Below are 26,059 nucleotides of genomic sequence, written 5' to 3'. Positions count from 1 at the left end.
AGCGCTCCCCTACACTTTAGGAGCGATAGCGTTCAGTTAGTGATGTTTGCGATACGATGAGGTGTGCCTCGGAGTGGATGGGTGAAGCCGGTCTCGGATCGGCGGTTGTCGGATGTGGTGTCGGTGGGGTTGCTGACCAGGGTGTTTCCCGCGTCCTTGGTCGATGAGGTGATCGCGGAATACGGTCGCAGGGAGCAGCGAAGTCGCACGTTGACCGCTCGCGTGACGGCGTATTTCTCGATCGGGATGGCATTGAATTCGCAGGGCTCCTACGAGGAGGTCTTCGAGCAGCTCACCGACGGTTTGTCGTGGTCGTCGGGATGGTCGCAGTCCTGGTCGCCGCCGACGAAATCGGCCATATTTCAAGCCCGTTCACGTTTGGGATACGAACCGGTGCGGGAGCTGTTCCGCCGTGTCGCGCGACCGCTCGCCGACACGGGTACACCAGGATCCTGGCTCGCGGGGCGCCGGTTGGTGGCCCTCGACGGGACCTGTCTCGACCTGCCCGACACCCCGGCCAACGCCGAGCATTTCGGGCGGCCGGGATCGAGTCGCGGCGAGCAGTCCGCGTTCCCGCAGGCGCGGTTGGTGGCGGTCGCCGAGTGCGGCACCCACGCGGTGTTCGACGCCGCGATCGGATCGTGCCGCACCTCCGAGCGGGAGCTGGCGCACGATCTGATGGACACCCTCGAACCCGGGATGCTGCTGCTCGCCGACCGCGGCGTCTACGGATTCGACATGTGGACCCGAGCCGCCGCCACCGGCGCCGACCTGCTGTGGAGGGTCAAATCGACCCTCTCACCTCGGCGCCTCGAGACCCTCGACGACGGATCCTGGCTGGCGCAGATCGTCCCCACCTCCGGGAAGAATCGGCGGCAGCGCGCACTGACGGTGCGCGTGATCGACTACACCCTCGACGACGGGCGGGAGAACCCCGAGCAGTACCGGTTGCTGACCACGATCCTCGACCCCTCCGATGCACCTGCCGAAGAGTTGGCCCTCGCCTACGCCCAGCGCTGGGAAATCGAGAACACCCTCGACGAGCTGAAAACCCATCAGCGCGGACCACGCGCCGTGCTGCGGTCGAAATCCCCACCATTGGTGCAGCAGGAAATCTGGGGGCACCTGTGCTGCCACTACGCCATCCGCACGCTCATGCTCGATGCCGCGACCGCCGGCGGTCACGACCCGGACCGGGTCTCCTTCGTCGCCGCCTTGCGGATCGCCCGACGATCCCTGTCCCACAGCTCCTTCTCCCCCTCATAACCACAACGCTGCCACCAGATTGTGGAACCGCGGCATCGACAAATTATTGCGCCGAATCAATCCCGCACGCCGCCACCGCGCCAACCCACGGGTCGTCAAACGCAAAGTCCTCAAGTGGGCCGCCAAACGCGCGCACCACCAACACCATCCACAACCCACCCAGCCGCCGAAATGCACCATCCTTGTTCACTAACTGAACGGTATTGGCTTTAGGAGTTCCCGCACTCCCCTCAACGGGGCTCTTCAATTCAATCTTGAGCGGGCAACCTCGGATTTGAGATCCCTGGGACACCGGCTTCATCGACTGTCCGACAACCGGGGATCCTGGTACAGAAGGGCGCACCACGGCGGCGGTGATCGCCCGCCTGAAAACAACGCACGCCGCAGTTCCGGGAGGCGATCGAATACGTGGCCATCGACCCCGCGGGACTGCTGCCGAACGAGACACTCGTGGTCGATGATCTCCATCTGCTTCAGTTGGCGAACAAACGCAGATCACCAAGGTTACGCCGGCGGAACACCTGGAAACTCTGAGATCGCGGCGGCAGCAAACTCGACCCCGAGTGAGCGGATCGCGGCGATTGCTTCCCGCATGAGAACGTCTCTCGGGCCAATGCCCGCACCGAGGGCTACGACCCCCGCTCGCGAAACCGCCAAACGCGCCGAGGAGTGGTGGGAACTGCACGGCGGATACGCTTCCACTACACCCGGCACCCAGCGGGCCGCAGCTCAGACTTCATACTGGACCGCCCGCACCGTGTTGAAGAGTCCTCAACGGAGGGAACGGACCCGCCCCTGCCGGTGCCCGCGCTGGCTCGTGACGCGGGCACCGTAGCTCGGTTCGGTTATCCAGCGCGCGCTCCTGCTGCATCGGCAATCGCTGTTACGGAAACTGGTTCGGTCACAAAATCCGCAAGATCCGGATCATGTGTCATTGCCCAATAGTCGACGACCCGGTAAGGCGAGTTCGTGACCACCCTGCCCTGAGAATTACGGTAGTACGTCGACATTCCGGGATGGCTCCATACCATTTGCGAATGTTCGGCGTCGATTTCTCTGACCCATCGATCATGCGGTTCGACCCGGCACTCCACCGCGCCGTGCCCCTCACGGACCATCCGCGTGATCAGTTCCACGATGTAACGCCCCTGAGACTCCCCTATGAAGAAGTAGGACCCCCCCGCGCCAGAGTTTGTGTTGGGTCCATACATGAAGAACAGGTTCGGGAACCCTGGCGTGGTGATTCCGAGGTACGCCGTAGCGTCGTCATCGCCCCACGTGTCGCGCAACGAGCGCCCACCCCGACCGATCACCTCGATTGGCTGGAGGTAGCGAGACGCATCGAACCCAGTGGACAGCACGATCACGTCTGCGTCGAATTCTTCACCGGCACTGCTCACCACGCCTGTTCGAGTCACCTCCGAGACCCCGTCCGTAACCAGTTCGACGTTGTCCTTCTTGAGTGCAGCGAACCAGCCGTTGTCGAGCAACATCCGTTTGCCGAAGGGTGGGTAGTGCGGCAAGCACTTCTCGATTAGGTCCGGTCGATCCTCGAGCTGGGAGGTGAGATGCCTGGTGAAGTAGCGACGATGCCCGTCATTAACGGCGTTGAGAGAGCGATCCGAATGCTTCCAGTCCGGGTCGATCTTCAGCGATGCGTGGACACGGTCGTTAAACACCCAGGCCAACCGGAACCTGTACCACGCATGATAGTTCGGGACATTTTCCATCAGCCAATGAACGTCTTCCGGCACCGGCGCGAAGTATTCGTCGCTGGCGCCGATCCACTGCGGCGAACGTTGAAATACCGTGAGGTTGGCTACCTCGTCTGCCACAGCGGGAACAACCTGCATGGCGCTCGCACCAGTACCGACGACGGCGACGCGCTTACCCGCCAGATCTAGACCGTCCTGCCATTGCGCAGTGTGGAATATCGGTCCTTCAAAGGAGTCCATTCCTGGTATCTGCGGCAGTTTCGGCTTGTTGAAGAGACCAACGGCGCTGATGACGGCATTACCTGTGAACTCCTGAGTAGCGCCGTTTCGATCGCGGGAACTCACAGTCCAACGCTGCGCCGATTCGTCGTAGACCGCCGTCTCCACCTCTGTTTCGAAAACGATGCTCCGGCGCAGTTCGAAGTGGTCTGCGACCTCGTGGAGGTATTCCACCATCTCATCCCGCTTGCCGAAGTGCGTCGACCAATTGCGCGGAAAGAATGAGAAGGAGTAGAGGTAGCTCGGCGTGTCCACACCCGCTCCCGGATAGGAGTTCGTGAGCCATACCCCGCCGACATCGGGATTGCGCTCAAGGATCACGAAGGGAATGCCGGCTTCTTTCAAACGAATCGCGGCGATCATGCCGGATATACCCGCACCGATGATCACCACAGAGAAGTCACCGGCTTGTACCGGTTCAGTTTTCGGCGCTGGTACGAACCCCATCTCCTCCCGCATCAATCGCTCGTACTCGTCCGGGATCTCCTCCCCCATACAGATACTGAGCATCTGTTTGAGCAACTCAGGCTCCGGAACTGGGACCACAGGCGGAGCACCACGCGACCACTCGACAATCGCGGATACGGCGTTCAATCGGATTACGTCGGCAACGTCAGGAGGAAACCCACCGGAATCGTTCGGGCCCAGGCCCCGCGCACGTTGCGGGCGGTAAGGGTCCTGGAGCCATCGCTCATCCCCGGTCAGTTGGAAGAGCACCATCGTCAGCGTGGGCAGGTTGGCAACTAGAACCGCTTGGCGGAGGCGGACCTCATCGATCGGACCCCGCGGATTCATCATCGACGGCACATGCTCTCCTTCAGTGTTGTGGCACGTTGCCAGATACGTCATCTAAATCTTCTTAGATATTGTGCCCCACACACCAATTATTTCGCAACACCTGCGGCGGCGCACCGGTCTGTTTTACCTGGTAAAACCAGCCACAGGTAGGGGACAGTTGATACGAAGTGAACATAGATTATGGTGGCGCAACCTCCCGCCAGGTTGACACACCAGGGGCGTTACCGGCACCCGCAAGACACCCAACGGCGCCCGCATGGAGTATTCCCAACTGGGAACCGACCACACGGGCGCCGCTCGTTCTCGGCACCGCCTACTTGCGCGCCATCAGCGCTTGGGCGCACGACCTAACCGCCGCCGCCAGTCGTGAGCGCCCAAGAACCGCACCATCTTCGCCTGGAAGCGGCTCTTTTTCGGCACGTAGGGATACCAATGCGCTTCGGACTTCAGCTTGATTCGTTCGGACACCACCGACTGCTGTCGACAGAACTTGAGCATGCCGGGGGCTCCACCAGAGCGACTGCCCACGCCCGACTGCTTCCAACCGCTCATCGGTATCGTCATCTGGAACGTACTCATCATGACGTTGTTCTGGTTCACAGCTCCCGCCTCAACCTGACGCGAAATACGGTCCGCGCGTCTACGATCCGACGTCCACACACTCGCGCTCAGCCCGTACGGGGTGTCGTTGGCAAGCTGGACGGCCTCACGCTCATCCCCCACCTTCATGATCGGCAAAGTGGGACCGAAGGTTTCGTCTCGCATACACAGCATCGAGTGATCTACATCGACCAGAACAGTCGGTTCGAAGAACTGCCCGGTCTCGGCCCGCTTTCCGCCGGTGAGCACGCGCGCCCCCTTCGCGAGGGCATCGTCAACGTGACTTTTCACTATGTCGATCTGCGCCGGAGTACACATCGCTCCGACGTCGGTTGCGAAGCTGCCGTCGGGGTCCATTCCCTGTCGAAGATTCGCGACCTTCTCGGTCACCTTCGAGACGAATTCGTCGTAGACCGGAGCCTCGACATAGACCCGCTCCACGGAAATGCATATCTGCCCGGAGTTCCACATCCCACCCCAGGCCGCAGCGCTGGACGCCCGGTCGATGTCCGCATCTGCCAGTACGATCATCGGATCTTTACCGCCGAGTTCAAGACTGCATGGAATGAGCCGCTCGCCGGCTCGTGCCGCGATCTTGCGCCCGGTGCGGGTCGAGCCGGTGAACATCACCATGTCGACCTCGTCTACAACCGCTGCGCCGGCCTCGGCGCCGCCCGTGATATTCGCGAGTACGGGTGGTGCTCCAATGTCCTCGAGCCAGCCACGCGAGGCCTCGGCCCAGGTGAAGGGTGTGACTTCCGACGGCTTGAAGAGAACAGTGGCGCCGGCCATTAGGGCTGCCACGCCATCGAGCATCGGGCCGCCGAGTGGCCCGTTCCACGGAGTGATCATGCCGACCAGCTGGTACGGGCGGGCGAAAACTCTGAGGCGTTTGGTCATTCCCGCTGCTCCCCAACTGCGAACCTTTCGGTCAGCGAGGAACTCAGCGGCGTGACCGCTGTAGTAGTTGATCAAATCAACGGCCATCGCGATCTCGAGCGAGGCGTCACCCCACGACTTGCCGGTCTCCTCCTGCATGATCCCGATGAGGTTTGCTTCGTTGTCGAGAATCCAGTCGAGGAAATTCCGCATATGCTTCGCGCGGCCGGTCGGTCCGATCGCCTCCCATTCCGGCTGCGCTTCACGCAGTTGTTTCGCGGCCGAAGCGACTCCTGCCGCACCCAGGTCGGGAACTCGGCCCACGAGCCGCCCGTCAGCGGGGCAGCGTACCTCGATCCTGCTCCTTCCCTCGGAGGGACCGGTGGAGACGGCCTGCTCCGTGGTTTCTGCTGTCATGTCGACTGTCCTCTCTCGACGCAGAGCGATCGAGCATCTCTGCGTATGTCGTCGTGCAACTCGGCCGGCTAGCGACAACTGAAATGGAATCGAGCCGCCGTTCGCGGGCGCATGGCACTCCGTCTGGCTCCGTGCTGTCGCAGAAATCTAACAAAATTTCTACATCAATGAATTGAAACACACTAGCTGTCAGGCCCGCTAGGGCTGATGGCGTCACCGAGGCGACCAAGTTTCGGTCCGCGAGAAGCCCGGAGGTTGGCTCACGTCTAGAGTCTCCGGGGCGGGCGACGCCAGAAGACCGCAAGCTGTGTGGCCGCCGCGGCCACACCGAGACCTGCGGTGACTGCGGCACGCTGCATACCAGAGGATCGGGAATCGGCGCGTATGAGCCGGTCCACACTCCATCGCCCGGGCCCCAGCGCACTGACCGCGACCGATGCCATGGCTAGATTTAGCACGTACTCATAGCCCTCCGACGTGATGAAGAATCCGTTCTCCTTATGCACTGTGCGTGCGGCAACCGCCATGGTGGCGACAACAGCCGAAGCAGCAACAGGAGTAGCAATTCCGGCGATCAATGCGGCGCCTGCACCGACCTCCACGATCGCGCTCGCACGAGCCTGAATTCGCGGCTGGCGGAACCCGATCGATTCGAACCAACCTGCAGTCCCGTCCAACGTCCGGCCGTGCTTCACGCCATGCGCGACCATCGTCGTGCCGACGACCGTACGGAGTCCAATCCTTGCCAACTCGATACCATTCATTGCGCGATGCGCTCCTTTCATCGAATGCGGGGCAAGAACCTGCCCACGCGGTCGGAGTACTCGACGAAGAGTTCTCCCTGCTTCCTGATAAGGGCTGGTTCCCGGACACCTCGCACATGTACTCGGGCTGCTGCCAACATCAGAATTGTGCTGAGAACCGAGAGGACCGTCGGGACCATCAAGAGCATTCCCCCGTTCGCGATCGCCATTCCGGTGAATCCCGGATTCCGCGTACGGCTGAAGACTCCGCGCGTCGCGAGCGGTGAGCGGCCAGAAGTCTCCGCGCGTCGCGCTGCACCCACTTGAACCTGCGCGATCAACACGACGCTCACGCCGAGTAGTAGCAGGGCAGCGCCGATGGTCACTAGACCCGGTTCTGCGAGCAGATCGAGATCGATCGGCTCCACCGCGCCGGTGAGAACGGCGATGGGTGCCAGGATGCCGAGCAGAGCTGCCGCGCCGAACAGGACGCGCGCCCACCACACCACACTGCCCGATACCGCACGTCCACGTGGCCACAGACCCCGGCCGAGCGCGTGTCGGCGCGTGATCCACACCGCCGTGAGTGCCAGGACTCCCAGCACCGATGCAACCAGACTCGCCACCCGTCCTTCGAATGGCACTGCGAGGCGATCAAGGATCGACGAACCGGTCAGTTCCGACATGGCACGGTCGGTAAGCCACAGTGCGAATCCGAAGAACAATGCAGATGCCCCCAATTGGATTACTCGGGCATCCAAATGCCGGCCCATCCGCATTCCGATCCAGATCGCCAGCGCGTCGGCAACGACCATGCCCGCGGTTGACCCCAGCCATACCCCGAACCAACCGTTCTGCGCCGACAGTGTGATCGTGGCGAGCATCGTCTTGTCACCGAGTTCGGCGAGGAAGAATGCCGTGGACACCGCAATGATGACGGAGCGAACGCTGCGACGCGCTCTTGCCTCGTCCTCCTCGCTCAAGCTGTCACCATGCAGCGTCCACACTCCGAACCCGAAGAAGGCGGTGGCCGCCGCCAATGAGGTCCAGCCCGGAGTTGTCGAGACTCCGAGACCGTGGCCCACCGCAACAGAGATCAGATGGACCGACGACGTTGCGATGGTGACACCAATGAGGACGGGAAGCGGACGGAAACGACTAGCAAACGTCAATGCCATCAGCTGTGACTTGTCGCCGAGCTCCGCCACGAAAATCACCCCGAAGCTGATAACCAGAGTCAAGAAGAATCCATCCATGACCTTGCCTCTCAGGTTGACGATCGGAGCGGTCGGGCGGGTGCCTTCGGTCTGACCGCGGGCGGATGGGTTGAACTCGGGGCCCGATCTGGTGATCGAAATGTCACAGTGCCCGTCGCAGCTTTGCCCGGCTTGTTGGGCGAATCGAAATTTCCGGAAAGCAAGGGTGGCAATCACCGGATACATATTCTAAACTGAGTCAGATTTAGGTTAACTGCTGGCCACTCCCTTGACAACCCCGAGCACCGTCCTGGATCTCGTCGACGCGTGGCGACGGGACCGCCGTTCCGCTCACGAATAGGTTTGCGTCACATACCCACCACTTCAGCAGAATCCACAGCGGACTCTCGCGCCGACAGTCGGTGCATCAACATGCCCCTCGCGGCAACACCCGAAATCCCACAATCACGGAGGCCAGAAAATGAGTAGCAGCATTACCGAGTCCACCACCATCAAAGCGCCCATCGAAACTGTGCAATCGGTGATCCTCGATGTGGAGGCATACCCCATCTGGCAGAAGGAAATGCAGAAGGTGGAAATCCTGGAAAAAGATGATCAGGGCCGGCCGGCCACAGTGAAGTTCGATGTGTCCGCCATGGGTCAGAAGGCGGGGTACACGCTCGCCTTCAGCTACCCCGACAGCTCCACGATCACATCAACCCTCACCGAGGGGGACATGATCGTGAAGCAGGAGCAGACCTATCAGCTCGTCCAAGACGGCGCCGGCACGAAGCTCATCTATTCGTTGGATATCGCAATCAAATGGACGGTGCCGGACTTCATGCTTAAGTCGATCATCAATAAGGGGATCAAGGGGAACCTCTCCGGAATCAAGAGCCAATCAGAGAAGTAGTCCGGCGCTGACACGGATCCGGATACTGACGACGCTCGGCGAAAGTGCTCAGACTTGCTCGGTGAAAGTGCCCACCTGTAGCGGTGATTACTGTAGCGGTTGGCGGGGTGTGGTGGTGGCTTTGCGGAGGTTTTCGGAGCGGGCGTGATGATCCCGAAGGCGGTAGGAGTCCCCGTCCAGATTGAGCACCACGGAGCGGTGCAGGAGCCGGTCGAGCATGGCCGCGGCGACGGTGGTGTCACCGAGGACCTGACCCCACTCGCCGACACTGCGGTTTGTCGTCATGATGATCGAGGTCTTCAAATACCGTTGCGTGACAACCTGAAACAGCGCCGACGCTGCCTCACCGGGCAACGGGAGATAGCCCAGTTCGTCGACCTATACCGAATTCTTATCTGGGGTAATGAGCGTGAATTTGCGTGTTTACGCAGGTAGATCGTTTGCGTACGCGTCTGCAAGAAGAGTGTCAGGGCGTCACCCTGGTGTTTGGAGGGCGCGTTGGGCGCCGAGGCGGCGACGTAGTTCGAGGTTCTCGCCGTGTGCGGCCTCGAGCGCTTGTTGGAGCACGCTGATCTCGTCACGGTGACGCCGTTTGAGTTCGGTGAGCTGGGCGGTGAGGGTGCGGACGACGCTGCTCGGAGTTCCGTCTCCGGTCGGGGCCGCTGCTGCCGGTGGCGGTGTGTTCTGCTGTTGTGCCCGAAGTTGTTGGACGCGTTGGCGGATCGGGGTGCAGCGGTAGAGGAAGTCCAGGGAGACACCCGCGGTCCGGGCGAGGCCGCGGAAGGTGACCGGCTCGTTGCGGCGGATGATCTCGTGCAGTCCTTGCTCGGCTCGGGCCTGAGCGGCGGCGCTCTTGCGGGCGGCGGCCTGGCGGAGGTTGTCCGGGTTGCCACGCATCAGTGGTTGTCCTCTTTTCCGGTGATGGCCTCGGTGCGAGCCTCGACGCCGGCGCCGCGTATCGCCCCGGCGGTGCCGTCGGCGAGCCGGGTGTGCCCGAGGGTGAGGATGATTCGGCCGAGGGCGTCGCGTTCCTGGTGGCGTCCGGCGAGCCAGATGTTGTCCTCGCCCATCTGGTGTCCGGTGCGGGCCTCGAACGTCGCGCGGCGTTCGGTAATGAGTTGCGTGGTTCGGACGAGTTGGATTTGCAGCTCGGGCAGGAAGGTGGCGTCGGTGGCGAACTTGTCGCAGGTCAGGCAGGCGTTGCCCTTGCCGCAGACCTGACGCGGCGGCAGCAGGCAGTACCCGTTGGGCAGGATCCGGTCGGTGCGCCTGTCCAGCTCGAGCATGTCGTAGAGGTCGCGGGGATCGACCTCGAGCTCGCGCCCGTCGGCGGTGATCTTGCGGAAGCGCAGAAACTCGGCCTCGGCGGTGGACTGCAACGTCTGCGCATACGTCATGCTCATAGTCGGCGTGAGGTGCCCGAGGTAACGCTGCAGCACGTGCAACGGGACGCCGGAGTTCAGCAACCGGGTGGCGACGGTGTGGCGGAATCGGTGGGTGCGGTTGAAATCGACCAGGGCTCCGGTGCTGTCACGCACGTCCAGCCGGACGGCCAGATCGGTCAGCAGATTCCGCAGGACGGTGCCGGAGTAGGGCCGGTCGCCGTTGCGGTTCATCAGCGCGGCCAGGAACAGGTACTTCGGGGTCCTGCCGGGTGCGCCGTGTTCGGCGAGGAACCGCTGCGCCCACTGTTGCTGCTCGCGGATGATCGCGACGACCTCGGCGTGCACCGGGATGGTGTCCGGCCCGCCGTCGATCTTCGTCTGCTGGTAGCGGAGCTTGGCGACCAGCCCCAGCTCGTCGCCGTCTGCCGCGGGGTCGCCCGGCGAGGCGGGGGCCGTCGGCGACAACGGCAGCAGCGGGTCGCGGTCGAGCAGACAGATCTCGCTGACGCGCCGGCCCAACAACGCCACCAGCATGGTGATCCGCATGGCCTGTTCGTCCCCGAACCCGCCGTCGGCGACCGCGGCGCCGAGCAGGTCCAGCCCGCCCATGATCCGCGTCATGGCGTCGTCGTCGATGACCTGACCGTCGAGTCGGGGCCGCGGCTTGCCGGGCAGCTCACCCCGCCGGTAGAAGCCGGCGTGCTCGGGTCCGAGTCGCCGCCAGCCCGGTTCGGCCAGCGCCGCGGCGGCCGCGTCCTTGTTGTCGGTCATGAATAGGTAGAACTGCTCCACATCGCTGGCCAGGCGCTGCATCGACGCCGGTGACAACCGGCCGGTGCGGCGTCCACGGGTGACCGGCCTGGCGCGGAGATGACCGAGGAACTCCAGCATGAGGGCCCGCATCCCGGCGGCGCCATCGATCAGCCACGGCCCCTCGACCCCGCGGCCGCCCAGGAAGCCGTCGAACTCGCCCACCGCCACGATCCGGCGGTGCACCGTCGACCAGCTCAACGATCCCGTCTCCAGCCCGACCTTGCAGTGCCACTGCAGCCCGCGCCGCAGCCAGCGGGTGCCGATCCGGTCGAACCGCACCGAGTACCGGCCCATCGGCTCGTGCTCGCGCAGCGGGATCCGGTTGTCCTCGACCGGGTTCCATCGGTCTCGCTGCCACCACGGGCCGGTATCGGAGGCGGTGACGAGCAGCCGCATCATCCGCGTCAGCAGGCAGCGGATGTTGTTCATCGTGGTGGCCGCCGGCAGCCGTCCGCGGCGGCGGTGCACCGCATGCTGGATCTGCCGGCACCAGTCCCGCACGGGCAGTCCGAGCAGGGAGGCGGGCGCCCGCCCGGCACGATCGGCGATCACCTCACCGAGCCGGCGCACCAGCATGCTCAAGCCCGGTGTCGGGATCTTCCCGCCCAGCTCGATGATCCGGAACACACACCACGCCACCTCCCGGCGCATCGGCTCCGGCAGCTGCGACAAGTCCACCCCGGCCCGCCAGGTCCCGTCGTGGCAGAACGCTCCCGCGTATTCCGGTGGGACACTCGACTCGGCGAAGCACAACAGCCGCATCGGTTCCGGCACCGCCGCCCACAAGTCCTCCAGCGCCTGCGGGTCGCAGCGGACGCGGGCCGCTTCCACCCAGTCGATCGTGGCCTCGTCGCGCCCGCCGGTCACGAGCCGGACTCGATCCGCTCGTCGCGGTGCGCGCCGACTCGCCAGCCGGCGGTGACCGCCTTCCAGTCGGCGACCGCCCGCATCTCGGCGTCCTCGCTCACGTGCGCGTAGGTGTTGAGCGTGGTCTGCACGTCGACATGCCCCAATCGTCGACTCACCACGTGCACCGGTACCCCCGACAACAACAGCGCCGTGGCGTGGCTGTGCCGCATCCAGTGCGGCGACCAGGCCTGCGGCACCTGCCCCGACAGCTCGCGGCGCAGCCGGTCCACCAGGTCGTAGACGGACTCCGGTCGCCACGGCGCGAACCGCGGCTCCCGGTCGAGGTTGACGAACACGCAAGTGCCGTCGAAGTCGTCGGTGGCCAGATCGGCGCCGACCTCACACAACCGCCAGACGTACTCGCCGTAGAGGCGGTCCAGCTCGTCGGAGACGTACACCCGCCGGTAGCCGCTCTTGGCCCGCACCTCATGCGGGTGGTCTCGGGCGACGACCTCGACGTACGGGGTGTCGCCGCACCCGGTGTGCCAATCGCGATGCTGCAAACCGAGGCGTTGGCGCGCCACGCATCCCTACGCGAGAGCTTCGACCGCACACCCGGGAACGAGAGCTACTTCGTCTCGCTCACCGGCCGCCGGGTGATCTACGAGTCGGTGTTCGAAGTATTCGCAGACCTACGGCGCGGCAGCGGAATCGGGCGACAGTCGACGGTGGCGCCGAGGATCCACGACCTCCGACACACGTTCGCAGTGACAGTGCTGTTGCAGTGGTACCGCGACGGCGAGGACGTCGCCGCTCGACTTCCGCGGCTCTCCACCTACCTCGGTCACCGCGACCCACGATCGACCTATTGGTATCTGTCCGCGGCACCGCAGCTGCTGGCGTTGGCGGCAGAGCGGCTCGAACCAACCCTGCCGCAGGTGAACTCATGACCGCAATCGCGTCGACGGTGCAGTCGTTCTTCCTCGAGCGGTTGACCATGCAGCGCCGCGCCAGCGAACACACCATCGCCGCCTACCGAGATACGATGCGGCTGCTGCTGGCGTTCATGGAACAACGAACCCACCGAGCCCCGTCACGGTTGGACTGGACCGATCTCGACGCCGACGCGATCTGCGCGTTCCTCGATCACCTCGAGAACGATCGCGCCAACTCCGCCCGCACCCGAAACGCCAGACTGACCGCCATCCGCTCACTGTTCTCCTATGCCGCCCTGCGGCATCCCGAACATGCAGCGCTCATCGCACAGGTCCTGGCGATCCCACCGAAACGGTTCGACAAAGCCATCGTCTGCTTCCTCGACGAACCCGAGGCCGCTGCGATGCTTGCCGCTGCTGACCGCGGCACCTGGGCCGGGCGGCGTGATCATGCGCTGATGACGTTGGCGATGCAGACCGGTCTGCGGGTCTCGGAACTGCTCGGACTCAACTGCGGCGACGTCGTCACCGGAACGAGCGGACACGTTCGGTGCGTCGGCAAGGGCCGCAAAGAACGGTCGGTGCCGAATCAGTGCGCGCAGTCATGAACGTGTGGCTGATCGAACGAGTCGGACAACGCGACGATGCGGCGTTCTGCACTCGAACCGGCCGACGGTTGAGTGTCGATGCCGTCCAACGCAGAGTCACCATCTACGCCGCACAAGCTCGGCAGTCCTGTCCGTCGCTGGTCGGAAAACACCTCAGCCCCCACGTCTTCCGGCATACCTGCGCCATGACGCTTCTGCACGCAGGCGTCGATACGACCGTCATCGCCCTCTGGCTCGGGCATGCAGACGTTCGATCCACCACCGCCTACCTGCACGCCGACCTCGCGATCAAAGAGCGTGCCCTCGCACACCTCGCGTCGTCGACATCGCCACCCGGACGCTACCGACCACCGGATCAGCTGCTCGCGTTCCTGGAGGCACTGTGAATATGCCAAGCACATTCAGATTCGAAGTACTGCAAGTCATTGCAAGACAGGGCAGCCCACCCGGAACGCCGCCCGGCATCGGCATAGTTACGGGGGCGGCATAAGTCGACGACCAGCAGGGTGGGGCCGGCGAAGAACCGCATCGTCGTCGCCCACCGGCCCTCGATCGCGGCCCGGTGGCAGCGGGCGGCGAGGTCGGCGGCGGTGGTGAAGTAGGTGCGGTATCCGGCGTGCACCGCGGCCCGCGCCAGCCCGACCGCGAGGTGTGTCTTGCCGACCCCCGGCGGGCCAATGAGCAGCAGGTTCGTCGCGGTTTCGAGGTAGCGGCAGGTCCCGAGCTCGGCGATCAGCTTCCGGTCGAGGCCCGCGGCGGCGTCGAAATCGAAGTCCTCGAGCGACGCTGGTGTCGGCAGGCACGCAAACCGCAATCGTCCGGCGAGTCGGCGGGCCTCGGTAGCGTCGACCTCGATCGAGAGCAACTCCTCCAGGGTGGCGGTCATCGACAGGTTGGTCTGTTGCGCGCGGTCGAGGACCGCGGGCAGGGCTTCGGCGGCGTCGTGGAGTTTGAGCACCGCCAGATGGCCGCGCAGGCGTTGGTAGAGGCTGGCCGCCTCGGCCGTGTTCGGCGCCGGCACCGCATCGGGGATCGGGGTGGTGGTCATGCGAGGGTGTTCCTTCCGCGGGCGGCCCGCTCGTAGGTGGACAGATCGATGACCGTCGAGGCCGTTGCAGCCGAGGGTTCGACCGCACTCGATGTTGTGGTGGCCGGTCCGGTGATGTTGCGGCGCAACACGTCCGCGGCCTCGATCGCGGCGGGTCCGGGTGGAATACGTTCCTTCCGACGGTGCGGGCGCCCGGCGGACCCGGCGGCGGCCATGGCCACTTGCTCGAGCGCGTAGACATGACCGTGATCGCGGACGATCACCCCGGCGCCGTCCGGGGCCAGGCGGTGGCGGGCGATGGTGATCTGCGCGGTGGTGACGATGTCGATCACCTCCGATCCGAGGACTTGGGTGACGGTGACCTGCGCCGACGCCAGCTCCGGGGGCACCGAGTACCGGTTGCCGCGGTAGGACACCAGCGCCTGCCGCGATGCGGTCCGGGGTTCGGGGTTCGGTGAGGATCGCCGGATACGGCGTGGCCGGCAGCGCGGGCAACGGTTCGGCGGCCGCCATCGTCGCCACCGAGGCCTTGCCGTCGGCGGTGGCCCGCATCCGGGTGTCGCCCCGCAGCCGGCAGAACTCGTCCACGCGTTGTTGGGCCTGTTCGACGGTAACGTCGTCCGGCAGGGTGCGCCACCAGCGTTGCGCGGCAGTATGATTGGCCTTCTCGACGACACCTTTGCGGTTCCCGGCTTTGGGTGGGCAGATCGCCACCGAGACGCCGTAGTGCTTCGCGACGCCGGCGAAGCTCGCGGTCACCCGGCCCGACTCGGGATGGCAGACGGTGGCCATCCGATCGAACCGCCACACCCTCGTCACGCCGCCGAACTGGCGGCTGACCCGGTCGAGGCCGTCGACCAGGTGCGGTTGGGTCATCGCCGGTGCCAGGATCCCGCGCCAGCGCCCCGAATGCGCCAGGGACCCGACCAGCAGGTGCGCCATCCCGCCCCAGCCCCAGGAGGCGGGTGGATTCGGCAGATCGACCCAGTCCCACTGAGTTTCCTCGCCGGGCGGATGGTCGATCATCGCGTTCGCCCGGTCGGTGGCGTTCGCGCAGGCCTCGCACACCGGGCGGAGTTTGCGGTCGCGGATCTGCCGGGTCAGCGTCGGATACGACAACCGGTAGCCGAGATCCTCGAGCTCGTCGCACAGGGTGCGGGCCCACAGGTGCGGGTCCTCCCGCAGCCGGCAGGTGACGTACTCGACGAACGGTTCGAAGGGGTCCTCACGTGCGGGTTTGCGGATACCGGCGGTGGTGACACCGTTGATGTAGTTGCGGATGGTGCGGCGGTTGCGGCCGGTGTGGCGGGCGATCGCCGAGATCGTCCAGCCCTGTTTGTGCAGTGCGTGTACTTCCACGTCTTCCTCCCATGTCAGCATGAGATTGCGGGTCTCCCTCGAATCGCTGGTGTGTGGTCAGAGACCACCAGCATCGAGGGAGACCCGCCCTCATCGGCGGAGCCACACGGGTGAGCACTTTCGGTAAGCAGAACTGAGCATTTTCAGTGAGCGCCGTCAATACCGCACCGCGGTACCCGGATCCGTGTCAGCAGCCGCTCTCACGCTAGGGAACAGCCGCTCTCACGAAGACTGTTGTGTCAGCGAACATCCACATCGAGGGCCTCGGCGGCGCTCGCAGCGAGGACCAGGGCCGCCCGACGCGCTGTACAGACCAGCTCCCCCCGCTGGTTGTGCCCCCGATGCTCGAAGGTCACGATGCCCTGGCCGGGCCGTGAGGACGACTCGCGCTTGGCGAGGACCTCAGTCTCAGCGGTCACCGTGTCTCCGATGAAAACAGGTGAAGCAAAGGCGATCTCGGAGAAGCCCAGGTTTGCTACCGTCGTCCCCTCGGTGAGGTCGGCTACGCTCAGACCGACCACAGTCGACATCGTGAACAGGCTGTTCACGAGCCGCTGACCGAACTCACGGGTTTCGGCAAACGCGGCATCGAGGTGCAGACTCTGGGTGTTCATCGTCAGGGTCGTGAACAGCAGGTTATCTGCCTCGGTGACCGTTCGTCCTGGACGGTGTACATAAACGTCGCCGATCACGAGTTCATCGAAGTACTTTCCCCGACGAGTGTGAACAGTCATCGTTGTGCTCCTACCTGATCGACCAGAGAATCTCGATGGTTAGGATGTGCGATCGCGATCAAAGCCTCCGCGCGCTCGCGGGCACTGAGCCCATCCAGGCGCGCGACCCCGTATTCGGTGACGATGGCGTCGACCATCGATCGCGGAATAGTGACGGTGCCGCCAGGACCGATCGACGGGACGATGCGGGAATGAGCACCATCAGAGGTGGTTGACGGTAGCGCGATCACGCGCAGCCCCCCGGCTGATCGGCTCGCCGCGTCGACGAAATCGAGGCTGCCCCCGATACCGGAAACCTGTCGGCCACGAACCATCTCGCTGTTTACCTGTCCGGTCATATCCACCTCGATCGCAGTATTCACGGAAACGAACCGTCGAATACCGCCCAGAACGGCGGCGTCATGCGCAATCGACGATGGGTACACGCTCAGCGCCGGGTTGCAGTCGGCGAACTGCATGATGCGCTCTGTTCCCATCAGTTCGGGCGACATGATCGCGGGCTCATCGCCGGCAGCGGGGATGACCCCTCTCTCAAAGAGGTCGACCATCTCGTCGGTGGCCATGCCTGCAAATCGCACAGATTCGAGGTCGGCGTCTCCGAGCGAGCTCACGACGGTTTCGGGAATCGAGCCGATGCCGATCTGCAATGTGGGATGCGCGGGGAGCAGGCTCAGAACATGAGAGGCGATCTTGTTGCTCGTCTCATTTGGCTTCGCTGACTCGTAGCGCGGTGTCGGGTCTGCGGTGTCGACAAAAGCGTCGAAGACGGATCGGTGGACGGTTGTATTTCCAAACGTTCTGGGAAGCGCGGGGTCGACCTCACCGATGCGCAAGCTCGCCATTCGCAGGGCGTCGAGGCTATAGCCTGCAGACGGCCCCACCGAACAGTAGCCATGTCCGTCCGGTGGGCTCACGCGGACCACTGCAACGTCCACGCCACGGCGTCCCAGGTAGCTCCCAACTTGGGAGGCACGAAGCGGCACGTATTCCACGACACCGCCGGCGACGAGTGCGCGTATCGGCGCCATCACATGCCATGTGCGATACCGTAGGTCACGGTTCGTCACTGCATCGATGAACGGGTAATCCCCGAGCAGTAGACCAGAACTCAACGTCCATCCGCGGCCGGGAGCTTCCTTGCCCAGAGCGTGCAGCATCGTCGTCGGGGCTCCACAGCCTGGCGCTGCGACGATACGGGCACCGTCGCCGACCAGTGCAAGAGCCCGTGAAGGATCGAGAATTCTCGGGTTGCTCATTTCAAGCCTGTCGTCTGGGTGGCGGCAATCGCCTCTTCCGAGAATGCGTCATCGAAGGCAAGATCGTCGGATTGGAATTCGTCGACCTCCACGACGCGACCGTCTTCGATCCGGTAGACCAGGCACTCCCTGAGCCTCACCGTTCGGCCACCGACCTGGACGATGCCGAACTGATATGCCGCCGCGTAACCGTCGCTCGCCGTGATGTCGATGATGTCGAACCTTGCAGCACCAGTGAAGATGCGTTTCATCTTGCCGAAGAGCGACAGGATTGCCCGGCGTCCCTCGTAGACTCCGGATAGAACGTTGTCCCCGGGAACATGCCAGACGCATTGGTCGGCGAGAATAGCTTCGATCTCGTCACGATTTTGGTCGGAAAGGGCCGCCATCAGTCGGCGGACAACCAAGGCATTCGGGTGCTCGTCCACGTCATCCTCCATTTTTCGATGATTGCCGCCGGTCGGCAGGGTGTCGGATGCGGGCGCTTGCGCTGCCCGTCAGCACGGTGACACCGTCCTGATTGGTCGTGTATACATCCAGGTCGACGTACCGGCCATCCGCTTCCTCGCGCACCGCAGTGACTTCCACGGTGGCGGTCAGTGTGTCACCCGGCCAAACCGGGCTCCTGAAGCGGGCACCGTAGTAGATCAGTCGATCTCGGCCGATAACCTCCGCAAGAACACATTCCGTGGCGGCCATCACCATCATTCCGTGCGCCATGACACCTCGATAGCCGTCACGAACAGCGCTCGGCTCGTCGGTGTGCAGTGGACTGTAGTCACCGGAAGCGCCCGCGTATTGCACGATCTGAGTGCGTGTGATCTGCTCGCACACCACCCGTTGGAGGCGGCTACCGACCGTGAGGTCGTCGTGCACGAATCCGGTCATGTCGACCCTGTCCCGTCCGAGACGGCGAACTCGGTCTCGACCAGAACCATCCGCGAGCGTATGACTATTTCGCCGGATTGATCGCGGTACTCCTTGACCACCTCCCGGAAGTTGAGTGATCCCGCGCGACGACTCTCCTTCCGCCACCGTCTACCCTCGAACTCCTCCACGGTCAGCTGATCGCCAACCCGCACCGGACGCGAGTACTCGAAATGCTGCTCGGCGTGCAGCACACTGCCTCGGTCGTGCGGAGAATCGGCGAGGGCACCGGAGGCCCGCATTCCTTGCATATGCTTCGGGTCGTACTGGACAGCCGCGGAGGGGAATGTCGTAGGAACGACAGTCCCCACGGCGGGCGAAGCGGCCACGAGATTCTCGTCGCCGACAGCGCGTGCGAAGGCGAGGACATGTCCTGGTTCCACTCGAAATTCGTGGCTGGTCATATCAGACGTCTCGGATGACAGGCCGGAATCGTGGCAGCGCCCCGGCCCCACCGGTGGCGGCGAAGACCACTTCGACCGTCTGGCCGATGTGGAGGTCGGCTGGCTCACACTCCACGATGTTGGTGATCATCTTCGGTCCCTCGTCGAGAGCGACCATGGCCAACACGTATGAGCCCGCTGTCGCGTACTCGAGTATCCCGCGGGTCGTCACGGTGTAGCTGTAGATCGTGCCGCGCCCGGTTGCCTCGAAGTCGTCCAGACCGGTGCTGTGGCAATTCGCGCAAACAAAGCGGGGGTAGTAACCCGCACGTCCACAATCGGAACACCGCTGGAGGAGTAGCTTGCCTTCGAGCGTGGCGGCCCAGAAGCTCGCAGTCTCCGGTTGGATTTCCGGCTTCGGGCTTGGAAGTTCCGTGGTGCTCATGCGCCCTCCCTTCCCAGAATGACCGTGGCGTTGCCCATCCGGGTGGACAGCCAGCCGCCGGTGCCGTGTGCCAGCGCCAGCTCACAATCGGGAACCTGTACTGCCGGATGCGCCTCATTGCGTAACTGCCGGACGGCTTCGATTATCTTCGTCATGCCACCCCTGTTCGCCGGGTGGTTGTTGCAGAGCGAGCCGCCGTCAGTGTTGAACGGCAGCCGACCGTTGGGCGATTGTAGGGCGCCGTCCTGAACGAACTTGCCGCCTTCGCCCTTTGGGCAGAATCCGAGGTCCTCTAGCGCGAGAAGCACGGTGATGGTGAATGAGTCGTAGAGACCCACGTAGTCGATGTCGGCTCGGCTCACACCAGCTTCGCCAAAGGCATCGGCGCCGGACCGGACGCCACCGGTGGTGGTGATGTCCTGCCAACCGCCCCGTGTGTGTTCGACGGCCTCGCCGTGACCCAGGATCTTGACACAGTGGCGATCGAGGGTGGCCGCGATATCGTCCGCGACCAACACGAGTGCACCGCCGCCGTCAGTGACCACGCAGCAATCCAGCCTGTGCAGTGGTGAGCTCACGATCGGCGAGTTCACCACTTCTTCGACTGTGACGACCTTGCGTAGCATCGCATTCTCGTTGTACTGCGCGTGTACGGAAGCAGCTACCTTGATCTCGGCCAACTGTTCGCTGGTCGTACCGTACTCGTACATATGACGTTGCGCTGCAAGCGCATACAGTGCACTCACGTTGGCCCCGAAGATCGGCTCGAAGTACTTCTCCGGCGGCTCACCCATCAACTGACCGGGAGCGCGCAACGACGTCGTCCGCGGCCTCCCACCGAGCGTGATCAACGCAACGCGACACTTACCCGACGCGATTGCGGCAGCAGCATGTCCGACATGAGACATGTAGACCGACCCACCCATGTCCGAACTGTCCATGTGGCGCAGGTTCAGACCGAGGTAGTCGGCCATCGCAAGTCCACCCAGACCTGGCGCGTCGGCACCGCAGAAGTATCCATCGACATCGGCGAGACCGAGACCCGCGTCCGCCAAGGCGCCCAGTGCGACCTCCGCATGAATCTGCGGAATGGATTTGTCGGGCAACTCACGACCGGGATGCTCGTACGCTCCCGCAATGAACGCTTTCCCCTTGATCGACATCAGACGAACGGGTTCGGAGGGGCGGCATCGACGATGGGCTTGAAGGTCTCTTCGGCTTCTTTCGCCAGTTGATCGAGGTCCCACGGTCCTCCCGAGCCGATGGTGACGAGTGGCTGCGGATCACTGTAGAGGGAAAGTTCATAGCCCCTTGCGTGGATGACCCGGCCGTTGCACCATCCCGAACGCTCGGACGCGAGGAAGGCCGCGACGGGCGCGATATTGTCCGGCGAGAGTTCGTCGGCTGCGAGGCCATCCACACCGGAAACCTTCGCGGTATCGGTCATCCGGGTCGCGGCCGCAGGAGAGATGGCGTTGGTGGTGACGCCGTACCGCTTCAGGGCGACGGCGCACGAGTAGGTGAGTCCGACGATGCCCATCTTCGCTGCCGAGTAGTTGGGCTGGCCTGGTGCACCGTGCAAACCGGCTCGCGACGTGTAGTTGATGATCCTGTTCTGCGCGTTCGGATCGCCAACCTTGCGCCAGTGAGCGGAAGCGGGTCGGATGGTGTTGAAGTGGCCCTTGAGGTGAACCCTGATCACGGCGTCCCATTCCTCTTCGGACATGTTGAAGATCATTCGGTCACGTAAGATCCCGGCGACATTCACGAGAATGTCGAGCTTGCCGAACCGCTCGATCGTCGAATCGACCAGATCGCGCGCCGCTTCGTGGTCGGAGATGTCGGCGCCGTTCGCAACCGCCGCCCCGCCGGCAGAAACGATGTCGCGGACGAGGTCATCGCCGGGACTGCCATCGGATTCGAGCCCGCTCAGCGAAGCGCCGATGTCGTTCACTACGACCGTCGCGCCTTCAGCGGCGAAGAGCTTCGCAACCGATCCGCCGATGCCGCGGCCCGCTCCTGTCACGATCGCAACGCGTCCATCCAGGGTTCCCATGTGTGGTTCCTCTCGTCCTGCGTGATTCTGAGCGGATCCTTCCGCTCGGTCGTTCAGCTCTTGGGCGCCTCAGCGAACCGCGATTCGCGGTGCCGACAGAGAGGCGCAACGCTCAAACTCTCGACGATATTTCATAACTTCCAATTGCTCTTATAGAGCACCACCGCATGGCAATCGGAAGAACATCGACTATCTAATTCTAACATGATTTTGTTGCTGGACCACTAGGTCGCAAGCAACTGGATTACTCGCAGCAACAGATGCCACTTCGCTCGGGATACCGCCGCCGCCCCGGCAGGTATCCCGAGCCAGGTCACCTCGATTGTGAATCTCGAACAAAACCAGTCAGTATGCAACTTTCGTCGGCAAGCTGATCGGCCCGCGCGCGAATGCCGGGCGGTACTTGACCTCGTAGCCTGGCTCGAGTTCGAAGACGCTGAGCTCGCTGATGGCCTGTACCGCGGCGCGGATCTCGCGGCGAGCCAGATGATTTCCGAGACAACGGTGAACGCCGGCGCCAAATGCCAGATGCGCGTTTGCGTTAGCGCGTTCGAAGTTGAGAGTGTCCGGTTCCGGGAACTTCTCCGGATCGCGGTTGGCGGCCGCCCAGTTCAGCAGAATCCGGTCTCCAGCCTTCATCGGGCAGCCGGACGCCTCAGCGTCCTGGGCGAGGGTACGACCGGCGGTCGGCACCGGGCTGTCGTAGCGCAGGAATTCCTCGACATGCCGATCGAGTGTCTTCGAATCGGCGTCCCGAAGACTGACCCGCAGTTCATTGTCGGTGCCAAGCGTGCGTGCGATTCCAGCCAGCGCACCCATGGTGGTTTCCATTCCTCCCAGAACCATGAGATTCATCGTTTCCACCCGGGCCCGCTCGTCGAGATCGAGTCCATCGTCGACCTCGCCGGTACCCATGTGAGCAATGGTCCCAGCGAGATCATCCGTGCGGCCCTCGGCTCGACGCGACTCCAGGAGCTCCGAGAGGAACATCAACAGCTGGGGAGCAGCCTCCATCACCCTGTCGGGCTGGGTCAGCAGCATATCGATGAGCTCCATGATCCAACCGATTTCGGATGCCTTCTTGTCGAGGAACGTCTCGAAGAACACGATCGGTGGCAGTTGCGAGGTAAACTCGGCAACGAAGTCAGCCGGACTCTTCTCTACGCACCGCGCGATGAGTTCGTCGACTGTGGCCCGAATGCTCGGTTCCGTCTGCGTCAGCGCTTCGGGTGTGAAGAACTTGTTGAGCGCCTTCCGCACGCCACGGTGGAGCGGCGGGTCCGTCTCCAGCGGGACCATTCTCATGATGTCGAGGTCGAACTGAACCGGCGACGCACCGTCGGCGCTGCTGTAGACACTCCAGTTCGTTGCCGCAGCCATCACATCTTGGTGCTTGTTCAGCACCCAGAATCCGGATTCGTCTGCGCTCCAGTGCGCGGTACTCCACGCGACAGGGCATCGCTCGCGCAAGTCGTTGTTCCGCGGCCAGAAGTCATCGGCCAGCTCGGGGTCGAGGGGACTGAAATTCACCGCCTCCGCCGCCGCATCGGGGGCAGGGTCGCCCACATCCGTGACACCAAGGGCAGGCTCGTTCATGATGAAGCTCCTAGTTGATATTCACTCACGCGGCGGTCAGTTCCAGCCATTTCCGTCATACCCGCTCATCAGGTGATCCGTAGATCGAAGCAGATTCTGCGCTCCGCCGGAAGAAATTCTGTGTTCCATTAGAACGACTCTGTTTCTATCTCCTGCTAAGTCGACTGTCAAGTACGTCACATCGTCGCTTCATTCGACCAGTACACCGCAGTTCGCACACGGTCGCGCCCCTTCCTCTACAACCGCGCTCGAAAATACGGTGGTGCGTCTTTTTCTGTTTTGATTTAGACTACCGGAAATGGCAGCTGAAATCCGTGCGGTCCAGCGCTTTGACCCGCTGCCGTTGACACCCGGGACATGGCCCCGGACTGAAGGTCGGCCCTACCGGCAAGAGGATGGAGATGAGCCGTGGCGAAACTGACTTACAAACGCCTCGATGGTGACGACGTGATAGTGGAGGTCGACGAAGGAACCTCGGTGATGGAAGCAGCGTTGGCGAACGGCATCAGTGAGATCGTGGCCGAGTGCGGCGGGACGCTGGCCTGCGCTACCTGCCACGTCTACGTCGACGATGCCGACATCGAGCGCCTCGGTGCACCCAACGAAGACGAGGAGGAGATGCTCGACTACACCGCCTCACCGCGGCTTCCCGGCAGCAGGCTCAGTTGCCAGCTCACGCTCGGGCCCGATCTCGACTCGCTGGTTGTGCGCCTCCCCCCGGAGCAGTACTGATGCCGGCCCCGACGGTCGTCATCGTCGGTGCCGGGCAGGCAGGATCGCAGACCGCGACTTCGCTCCGCGAGGAAGGTTTCGCCGGGCGCATCATCCTCATCGGCGACGAGCCGCACCTGCCCTATCAGCGGCCCCCGCTGTCCAAGGGCCACATCACCGGGAATTCCTCACGTGACCGACTCTGGCTCCACCCCCGCAGCTTCTACGAACAGCATGAGGTCGAAGTACTGCTTTCTGAGCGCGTCACCACCATCGATCGAGCTGCTGGCACCGTGCTACTCGATTCGGGGGTGTCCCTTGGCTACGACCACCTCGTCATCGCAACCGGTGCACGGAACCGGAGCCTCCCACTGCAAGGTGCCGCGCTCGACGGAGTCGTCGGATTACGCACGCTCACAGAAGCAGACGATATTCGTTGTCGCCTGGCCGATGTCAGCAACGTCGTTGTCGTCGGTGGAGGATTCATCGGACTAGAGGTTGCCTCGACGGCGGTGAAACTGAAAATACCCACTGTCGTCGTCGAACTCGCTGATCGCCTGATGGGCCGGGTCCTGTCCCCTCGAATGGGAGACTATCTTCTGGATGCGCACCGGTCTCGGGGCCTCCACGTGGAACTCGGCGTCAACGTCGCCAACTTCTCAGGACGCGACGGTCGTGTCACTACGGTGACTACGTCCGACGGCCGAGAATTTCCCGCAGATCTCGTTCTCGTCGGCGTGGGGGCAGTACCCAATACCGAGCTCGCAGACGCTGCCGGACTCCCGACCGACAACGGAATCCTGGTCGACGAGTTCCTCACAACCGCGGATCCGAGGATCTCGGCCGTAGGCGATTGCGCTGCGTGCCCCAACCCCTATGCGCAAGGACGGATAGTCCGTTTGGAATCCGTCCACAATGCGACCGCGCAACCACGATGCCTTGCCGCTCGGATCGCAGGCACTCCAGAGCCTTATCACAGTGTGCCCTGGTTCTGGAGCGATCAGGCAGACCTCAAGCTCCAGATCGCCGGGCTCACGACAGGCAGCGACGAATCGGTTGTGCGCGGCAGCCCGGCGGACGGAAAGTTCTCAGTGTTCTGTTTCGACGACGGGACACTACGCGCGGTCGAGTCGCTCAACCGCCCCGGTGACCACATGGCCTCTCGCAAGCTGCTTTCCGCGGGTGGCACTCTCACCCCCGAGCAGGCAGCCGACACTGCGTTTGACTTGAAAGCTCATATCGCGACCCTCGTATGACGCTCGGTTTTCGAAGGCGACTCCCCGACACCGCTGAGCCCGGACGGAGGACTCACCGGGTTCACCGGATATCACCACACGGCTAGCCTCGGCGACTCCCTCCACGCGATGAACTCGCCGCCCGCAGGCATTTGCCTTCGTCCGTCGGCGCCGAACGATTTGGACTGAAATGTATATATTCGAGAGCACCCGGCCTACAGGTTCTGTCACCTACGGTTCCCTACTCGAGGCGACCCGGCGTCTCGTCGACGCCGTCGCTTCGGTCTCCGCGACAACCGAATCCGAAGACGTCGTACGCACCAGCACCGCCAATATCCTGAGCACGTGCGCAACTCTGGAAGCGCACAGCGTCGACTCAAGCCTGTCTTCGGCAGGCAATCGGCGTGATCTTCCCGGCAGAGGCCACCCCACACTTCCTCCAATCCTCATTGAGGATGAATCTACCGAGCACACCAGCGGCCGGATCACATTTCGACGCGCCCACGTCGCGGGCGGGATCGCTGCGCACGGTGGTACCGTGTCCCTGCTCTTCGACGAGATGCTGGGAACTCTCGCAGCCAGAGGTCGCGATCGGTCGCGCACCGCCTATCTGCACGTCAACTACCGCCGCATCACACCAATCGACGTCGAACTACGTTTCGAAGGACGGATCGATCGTTCAGAAGATCGAAAGATCTTCGCCGAGGGCCGACTGCTCCAGGGGTCGGATGTGTTAGCCGACGCCGAAGCCCTATTCGTCGTGCTCAGACCCGACCAACCTTAGTGGTAGCCGAACGCTCGGCAAGCTCTTGCGGTGCACCGCGAAGACACCTTCGAATCGCACGGTGGGGTCCAATCCTCCCGCCATATCTGCGGGACCGGTAAACAGCCGATCCGGGCTGCTACATGCATC

General features: G+C 63.5%; 22 protein-coding genes and 4 pseudogenes. 7 read left to right on the top strand and 19 right to left on the bottom strand.

The annotated features are described in order from the left end of the window. Positions 1-63 precede the first annotated feature (63 nt). Positions 64-1,266 carry an IS4 family transposase gene (locus tag CBI38_RS34860; protein ID WP_109335961.1) on the top strand — a complete coding sequence of 401 codons (1,203 nt, stop codon included), beginning with the start codon at positions 64-66 and terminating at the stop codon, positions 1,264-1,266. 845 nt (positions 1,267-2,111) lie between these two features. Here the strand turns inward: CBI38_RS34860 and CBI38_RS34855 are convergent. The 4 genes from CBI38_RS34855 to CBI38_RS40460 all read right to left on the bottom strand — a co-directional run bounded on the left by CBI38_RS34855 (position 2,112) and on the right by CBI38_RS40460 (position 7,953). After that, positions 2,112-4,109, bottom strand: coding sequence for a flavin-containing monooxygenase (locus tag CBI38_RS34855; protein WP_335743643.1), 1,998 nt, complete (start codon positions 4,107-4,109; stop codon positions 2,112-2,114). A 276-nt stretch (positions 4,110-4,385) separates the two neighbouring features. Beyond that, positions 4,386-5,954 carry an aldehyde dehydrogenase family protein gene (locus tag CBI38_RS34850; RefSeq protein ID WP_109335960.1) on the bottom strand — a complete coding sequence of 523 codons (1,569 nt, stop codon included), beginning with the start codon at positions 5,952-5,954 and terminating at the stop codon, positions 4,386-4,388. 266 nt (positions 5,955-6,220) lie between these two features. Beyond that, positions 6,221-6,718: a DoxX family protein gene (locus CBI38_RS34845; RefSeq protein ID WP_109335959.1), complete on the bottom strand. Its 498-nt coding sequence runs from the start codon at positions 6,716-6,718 to the stop codon at positions 6,221-6,223. Between the two features lie 17 nt (positions 6,719-6,735). Further along, positions 6,736-7,953: a TMEM165/GDT1 family protein gene (locus tag CBI38_RS40460; RefSeq protein WP_109336136.1), complete on the bottom strand. Its 1,218-nt coding sequence runs from the start codon at positions 7,951-7,953 to the stop codon at positions 6,736-6,738. A gap of 421 nt (positions 7,954-8,374) precedes the next feature. Between CBI38_RS40460 and CBI38_RS34835 the strand changes: the two genes are divergently transcribed. Continuing rightward, positions 8,375-8,806 carry an SRPBCC family protein gene (locus CBI38_RS34835; protein ID WP_016881717.1) on the top strand — a complete coding sequence of 144 codons (432 nt, stop codon included), beginning with the start codon at positions 8,375-8,377 and terminating at the stop codon, positions 8,804-8,806. 87 nt (positions 8,807-8,893) lie between these two features. Here the strand turns inward: CBI38_RS34835 and CBI38_RS34830 are convergent. The 4 genes and pseudogenes from CBI38_RS34830 to CBI38_RS34815 form a co-directional block, all read right to left on the bottom strand. Continuing rightward, positions 8,894-9,184: pseudogene (locus CBI38_RS34830) on the bottom strand (ATP-binding protein); the annotation flags it as partial. A 96-nt stretch (positions 9,185-9,280) separates the two neighbouring features. Further along, the gene (locus tag CBI38_RS34825; RefSeq protein ID WP_109335958.1) at positions 9,281-9,703 is read right to left on the bottom strand and encodes a DUF6262 family protein; all 423 of its coding nucleotides are present in this window, start codon (positions 9,701-9,703) and stop codon (positions 9,281-9,283) included. After that, positions 9,703-11,871 carry a tyrosine-type recombinase/integrase gene (locus CBI38_RS34820; protein WP_109335957.1) on the bottom strand — a complete coding sequence of 723 codons (2,169 nt, stop codon included), beginning with the start codon at positions 11,869-11,871 and terminating at the stop codon, positions 9,703-9,705. The genes CBI38_RS34825 and CBI38_RS34820 overlap by 1 nt, the downstream gene beginning before the upstream one ends. After that, positions 11,868-12,416 (bottom strand): tyrosine-type recombinase/integrase, encoded by a 549-nt coding sequence (locus tag CBI38_RS34815; RefSeq protein ID WP_204165027.1) that lies wholly within the window; start codon positions 12,414-12,416, stop codon positions 11,868-11,870. The genes CBI38_RS34820 and CBI38_RS34815 overlap by 4 nt, the downstream gene beginning before the upstream one ends. On the opposite strand from CBI38_RS34815, the gene CBI38_RS39840 reads away from it, so the two are divergent. Then, positions 12,408-12,803, top strand: coding sequence for a site-specific integrase (locus CBI38_RS39840; protein ID WP_230990353.1), 396 nt, complete (start codon positions 12,408-12,410; stop codon positions 12,801-12,803). The two genes, CBI38_RS34815 and CBI38_RS39840, sit on opposite strands and share 9 nt — an antisense overlap. Next, positions 12,800-13,782 (top strand): annotated as a pseudogene (locus tag CBI38_RS34805) (tyrosine-type recombinase/integrase). Before CBI38_RS39840 ends, CBI38_RS34805 begins: the two are co-directional and overlap by 4 nt. A gap of 104 nt (positions 13,783-13,886) precedes the next feature. Here CBI38_RS34805 and CBI38_RS34800 read toward each other — a convergent pair. The 11 genes and pseudogenes from CBI38_RS34800 to CBI38_RS34750 all read right to left on the bottom strand — a co-directional run. Next, a pseudogene (locus CBI38_RS34800) lies at positions 13,887-14,444 on the bottom strand (ATP-binding protein); the annotation flags it as partial. Beyond that, positions 14,441-15,824 (bottom strand): annotated as a pseudogene (locus CBI38_RS34795) (IS21/IS408/IS1162 family transposase). The pseudogenes CBI38_RS34795 and CBI38_RS34800, both read right to left, overlap by 4 nt. 218 nt (positions 15,825-16,042) lie before the next feature. Then, entirely contained in the window at positions 16,043-16,537 is a 495-nt protein-coding gene (locus CBI38_RS34790; protein ID WP_109335954.1) for a MaoC family dehydratase, read from the bottom strand. Then, positions 16,534-17,379, bottom strand: a complete 846-nt coding sequence (locus CBI38_RS34785; protein ID WP_230990352.1) for an acetyl-CoA hydrolase/transferase family protein — start codon at positions 17,377-17,379, stop codon at positions 16,534-16,536. The genes CBI38_RS34790 and CBI38_RS34785 overlap by 4 nt, the downstream gene beginning before the upstream one ends. A gap of 410 nt (positions 17,380-17,789) precedes the next feature. Beyond that, entirely contained in the window at positions 17,790-18,221 is a 432-nt protein-coding gene (locus tag CBI38_RS34780; RefSeq protein WP_192815065.1) for a nuclear transport factor 2 family protein, read from the bottom strand. A 1-nt stretch (position 18,222) separates the two neighbouring features. After that, positions 18,223-18,681 (bottom strand): MaoC family dehydratase, encoded by a 459-nt coding sequence (locus CBI38_RS34775; protein WP_109335952.1) that lies wholly within the window; start codon positions 18,679-18,681, stop codon positions 18,223-18,225. Continuing rightward, positions 18,678-19,124, bottom strand: a complete 447-nt coding sequence (locus CBI38_RS34770) for an FAS1-like dehydratase domain-containing protein (protein ID WP_109335951.1) — start codon at positions 19,122-19,124, stop codon at positions 18,678-18,680. The genes CBI38_RS34775 and CBI38_RS34770 overlap by 4 nt, the downstream gene beginning before the upstream one ends. A gap of 1 nt (position 19,125) precedes the next feature. Beyond that, on the bottom strand, positions 19,126-19,548 hold the full coding sequence (locus CBI38_RS34765) for a Zn-ribbon domain-containing OB-fold protein (RefSeq protein WP_109335950.1): 423 nt from the start codon (positions 19,546-19,548) through the stop codon (positions 19,126-19,128). Beyond that, a complete protein-coding gene (locus tag CBI38_RS34760) occupies positions 19,545-20,711 on the bottom strand; it encodes a thiolase domain-containing protein (protein WP_109335949.1) in 1,167 nt (388 codons plus the stop codon). The genes CBI38_RS34765 and CBI38_RS34760 overlap by 4 nt, the downstream gene beginning before the upstream one ends. Continuing rightward, the gene (locus CBI38_RS34755; protein ID WP_109335948.1) at positions 20,711-21,604 is read right to left on the bottom strand and encodes an SDR family NAD(P)-dependent oxidoreductase; all 894 of its coding nucleotides are present in this window, start codon (positions 21,602-21,604) and stop codon (positions 20,711-20,713) included. The genes CBI38_RS34760 and CBI38_RS34755 overlap by 1 nt, the downstream gene beginning before the upstream one ends. A 345-nt stretch (positions 21,605-21,949) precedes the next feature. Beyond that, positions 21,950-23,200 (bottom strand): cytochrome P450, encoded by a 1,251-nt coding sequence (locus tag CBI38_RS34750; protein ID WP_230990351.1) that lies wholly within the window; start codon positions 23,198-23,200, stop codon positions 21,950-21,952. Positions 23,201-23,608: 408 nt separating this feature from the next. Here CBI38_RS34750 and CBI38_RS34745 point away from each other — a divergent pair, with 408 nt between their 5' ends. From CBI38_RS34745 to CBI38_RS34735, 3 genes are all read left to right on the top strand, one after another. Beyond that, entirely contained in the window at positions 23,609-23,932 is a 324-nt protein-coding gene (locus tag CBI38_RS34745) for a 2Fe-2S iron-sulfur cluster-binding protein (RefSeq protein ID WP_016881728.1), read from the top strand. Then, on the top strand, positions 23,932-25,167 hold the full coding sequence (locus CBI38_RS34740) for an NAD(P)/FAD-dependent oxidoreductase (RefSeq protein WP_109335947.1): 1,236 nt from the start codon (positions 23,932-23,934) through the stop codon (positions 25,165-25,167). The genes CBI38_RS34745 and CBI38_RS34740 overlap by 1 nt, the downstream gene beginning before the upstream one ends. A gap of 169 nt (positions 25,168-25,336) precedes the next feature. Further along, positions 25,337-25,930: a PaaI family thioesterase gene (locus CBI38_RS34735; protein ID WP_109335946.1), complete on the top strand. Its 594-nt coding sequence runs from the start codon at positions 25,337-25,339 to the stop codon at positions 25,928-25,930. Positions 25,931-26,059 lie beyond the last annotated feature (129 nt).

This window comes from Rhodococcus oxybenzonivorans (assembly GCF_003130705.1).
Classification (GTDB): domain Bacteria; phylum Actinomycetota; class Actinomycetes; order Mycobacteriales; family Mycobacteriaceae; genus Rhodococcus_F; species Rhodococcus_F oxybenzonivorans.
Note: the sequence above shows the minus strand (reverse complement) of the source record. Positions and strands in the feature narration are given on the sequence as shown.